Source organism: Streptomyces mesophilus, from assembly GCF_011044995.1.
Lineage (GTDB): Bacteria > Actinomycetota > Actinomycetes > Streptomycetales > Streptomycetaceae > Streptomyces > Streptomyces mesophilus.
On the sequence record NZ_JAAKZW010000407.1, the window covers coordinates 1 to 3,214 of the forward strand.

Consider the following 3,214-nt stretch of genomic DNA (forward strand, 5'->3'; position numbering starts at 1 on the left):
GGCCGCCCCCTGGATCGCCTCCGCCCCCCTCGGCACCCACCCGGCCGTCGCCCGCCTCCTGCTGCACCGCTACGACCAGGCCTTGCGCACCTCGGCCCCGGCGGGCCATCTGCGGTTGGTCCCCGCGTAAGAGGACGAGCGGTCCCCGCGTAAGAGCACGGGCGCACGAGGCACCTGGGGCCGTCGCCCCACCCCTCACCCGAGCTACTGTCGCTTCATGGAAGGCACGCAGCACGAAGGCAGCACGCAGCACGACAGCGCCCGGCACGAATTCGGCACCCCACCCCCCGGCTACGAGGACGCGGCCCTGGAGCGCTGGGCGCCCGAGCCCGACAAGCGCCCCGGCCGCACCGCCTTCCAGCGCGACCGTGCCCGTGTGCTGCACTCGTCGGCTCTGCGCCGCCTGGCCGGCAAGACCCAGGTGGTCACACCGGGCACACGGAGCCAGGCCTGGGACGCCAGCCCCCGCACCCGCCTGACCCACTCCCTCGAGTGCGCCCAGGTCGGCCGTGAGCTGGGCGCCGCACTCGGCTGTGACCCGGACCTCGTCGAGGCCGCCTGCCTCGCGCACGACATGGGCCACCCGCCCTTCGGGCACAACGGCGAGCAGGCGCTCAACGAGTTCGCCGCGGACTGCGGCGGCTTCGAGGGCAACGCCCAGTCGCTGCGCCTGCTGACCCGTATCGAACCCAAGCGTTTCGTACGCTCGCAGCGGCCCGGCACGGAAGGCGAACTCGTCAGCGTCGGCCTCAACCTCACCCGCGCCGCCCTCGACGCCGCCACCAAATACCCGTGGCTGCGCGGCGCGCACCCCAGCGACCCGGCGTCCCCGAAGTTCGGCGTGTACGACGACGACCGGCCGGTCTTCGAGTGGGTGCGCAAGGACGCGCCCGGCCACCGCACCTGCTTCGAGGCGCAGGTCATGGACTGGTCCGACGACGTCGCGTACTCCGTGCACGATGTCGAGGACGGATTGCACGCCGGCCATATCGACCCCAACTGCCTGCACGCCGAGCCCGAACGGCAGGCCGTGTTCGAGGTGGCCATCGGGCGCTACGTCCCCGAGGACACCGATCCCGAAGAGCTCTCGGAAGCACTCGACCGGCTCCTCGACCAGGAGTGGTGGCCGCACGGCTACGACGGATCGGCCGTCGCCCAGGCCCGGCTCAAGGACGCCACCAGCCAGCTGATCGGCCGCTTCTGCCTGGCCGCGGAGGGCGCCACGCGCACGATGTACGGACCGGGCCGGCTCACGCGCTACGCCGCCGAGCTCGTCGTGCCCAGGGAAACCCGCTACGAGTGCGCGGTGTTGAAGGCGGTCGCCGACCGCTATGTGATGCAGCGCGCCGAACAGGAGTTGCTCCGCGCCGACCAGCGGGTCGTCATCGCCGAGCTGGCCGCCGCGCTCACCGCCCGTGCGCCGGAGGGCCTCGACCCGCAGTTCCGTGCCCTGTTCGACACGGCCGCCGACGACAAGGCGCGCGCCCGGGTCGTGGTCGACCAGATCGCCGCCCAGACCGACGCCTCGGCCCGCTCCCTGCACGCCCGCCTCACCGCGCCGCGCGTCTGACGACACCTGGGCCCCGGGCCCTATAACCGCCCGTCCATCAGCGCATCCCCCAGCGCCGTACGCCGATGCAGCACGCAGTTGCCCCGGCGCACCGACGCGACAAGCCCCGCCTCCCGCAGCACCGTGGCATGCCGGCTCGCCGTGGACGCGGTGAGCCGGAGCCGCTGCGCCAACTGGCCCGTGGAGCGCGGCTGTTCCAGCGCGTCCAGGACCAGCGCCCGGGTCGGCCCGATCAGCTGGGTCACCGGCGGCGGCGCCGCACCGCGCAGCTTGGTGCGGGCCAGCCATCCGGGGGCGGGACCCAGCGGATGCACCAGGACCGGATCGAGCGCGTCATCGGCCAGGGCCACCGGGGCCACCACGCAGAAGAACGACGGCACCAGCGTCAACGGCCGTCCGTGCAGCGGCATGTCACGCGCGACCGGATAGTCCGCGACAAGGGTGGAGCCCGCACGCCTCAGTGCCGGACCGTAGCTGGAGAGGAGTTCGGCGGCGCCGCCGTGCAGCGCCGCGGCGGACCGCACCGCCCGGTCGTCGGCGACCGCGCCCCGGACCGCCGGCAGATAGGGCTCGACGGCCACCGCGTAGTACGAGCGCAGAGCATGGCCGAGGTGTTCGAGCGCCGTCACGTCGCCCTCGGCGAGCAGCCGTACCGCCGAAGGCACCGGCGCCCCGGCGTACACCTCCGACAGCTCGGCCGACAGCTGCCGCCGCGGCGTGCTCAGGACCGTGGAGATGCCCTCCTCCAAGGAGCGGTCGCCGCGCGAGGGGGTCAGGAAGTCCGGGAAGTACGCGGCCCAGGGAGACAGCCGGATGAGTGCCGCCGTGGTCTTCATGAGGCCGGCCCGGACGAGACCGGCGCGCACCTCGCGCCGCCACGGGTCGAAGACCACGGCCGACTGCCGGTTCTGCAACAGGTGCAGGCTCAGCACGAGTTCCCACAGCGGATCGGCGTCCGGCGCCACCCGCAGCCGCCCTAAGTCCTCACGTCCGAATGCGATCCGCAGCATGGTTCCCCCGAGTCATGTCGCGTCGTTCCCGGGCGGCACTGGCGGCCCGGTCCACCCGCGCATCGTACGGAATCGCCGCGCCGCGCGGCGGAGTCGGCCGCTCCCTTTGCGTTCTGGCACAAATCGGGCCCAACCCTCGGACATCCGGGGTTGTTTGGGGGAGGGTGGCGCAGCGTTTGTCCCACGGGGGAGGCATCCGCGTGCGCCGCCCACGGGGGGACAACCGTGGGTGTGGGGGAGTGGTGTGCCTTGCTGGCCGTGGCGCTGGCGGCGGGCTGGCTGGACGCGGTGGTCGGGGGCGGCGGCCTGGTGCAGATACCGGCCCTGATGGTGCTGCTGCCGGGAGCCCCGGTCGCCACGGTGCTCGGCACCAACAAGCTGGTGGCCATCACCGGCACCACGTCCGCGGCCGATGGGGGCACCTCCCGCGCCCTTAAGGCGTGGGGGACTACGCGCGCAGAGTCGGCCTCGACGGGCGCCGCGCCTGGCCCGCCGCGCTGGCCGGTGTACCGGCCTCGCTGCTCGGCGCCCTGGCCGCGTCCCGGCTGCCGCAGGACTACTTCCTGCCGGTGGTCGTGGTGGTGCTGCCCGCGGTGGCGGCCTGGGCGGTGTGGTCACCGCCCGCACCCGCACC

Annotated in this window: 3 protein-coding genes and 1 pseudogene; 3 read left to right on the forward strand and 1 reads right to left on the reverse strand. The window is 73.7% G+C overall.

Features of this window, described 5'->3' with window-relative positions; genetic code table 11:
* Together G6045_RS41865 and G6045_RS39975 are read left to right on the forward strand one after the other, a co-directional pair.
* Positions 1-130 (forward strand): annotated as a pseudogene (locus G6045_RS41865) (sirohydrochlorin chelatase); the annotation flags it as partial.
* 87 nt (positions 131-217) lie between these two features.
* Positions 218-1,570, forward strand: coding sequence for a deoxyguanosinetriphosphate triphosphohydrolase (locus G6045_RS39975; protein WP_165337154.1), 1,353 nt, complete (start codon positions 218-220; stop codon positions 1,568-1,570).
* A gap of 20 nt (positions 1,571-1,590) precedes the next feature.
* Here G6045_RS39975 and G6045_RS39980 read toward each other — a convergent pair whose 3' ends face one another.
* Positions 1,591-2,580, reverse strand: a complete 990-nt coding sequence (locus G6045_RS39980; protein ID WP_165337155.1) for a winged helix-turn-helix domain-containing protein — start codon at positions 2,578-2,580, stop codon at positions 1,591-1,593.
* A 440-nt stretch (positions 2,581-3,020) separates the two neighbouring features.
* On the opposite strand from G6045_RS39980, the gene G6045_RS41870 reads away from it, so the two are divergent.
* The coding region (locus tag G6045_RS41870; RefSeq protein WP_328708089.1) for a TSUP family transporter at positions 3,021-3,214 on the forward strand (194 nt) is incomplete at its 3' end.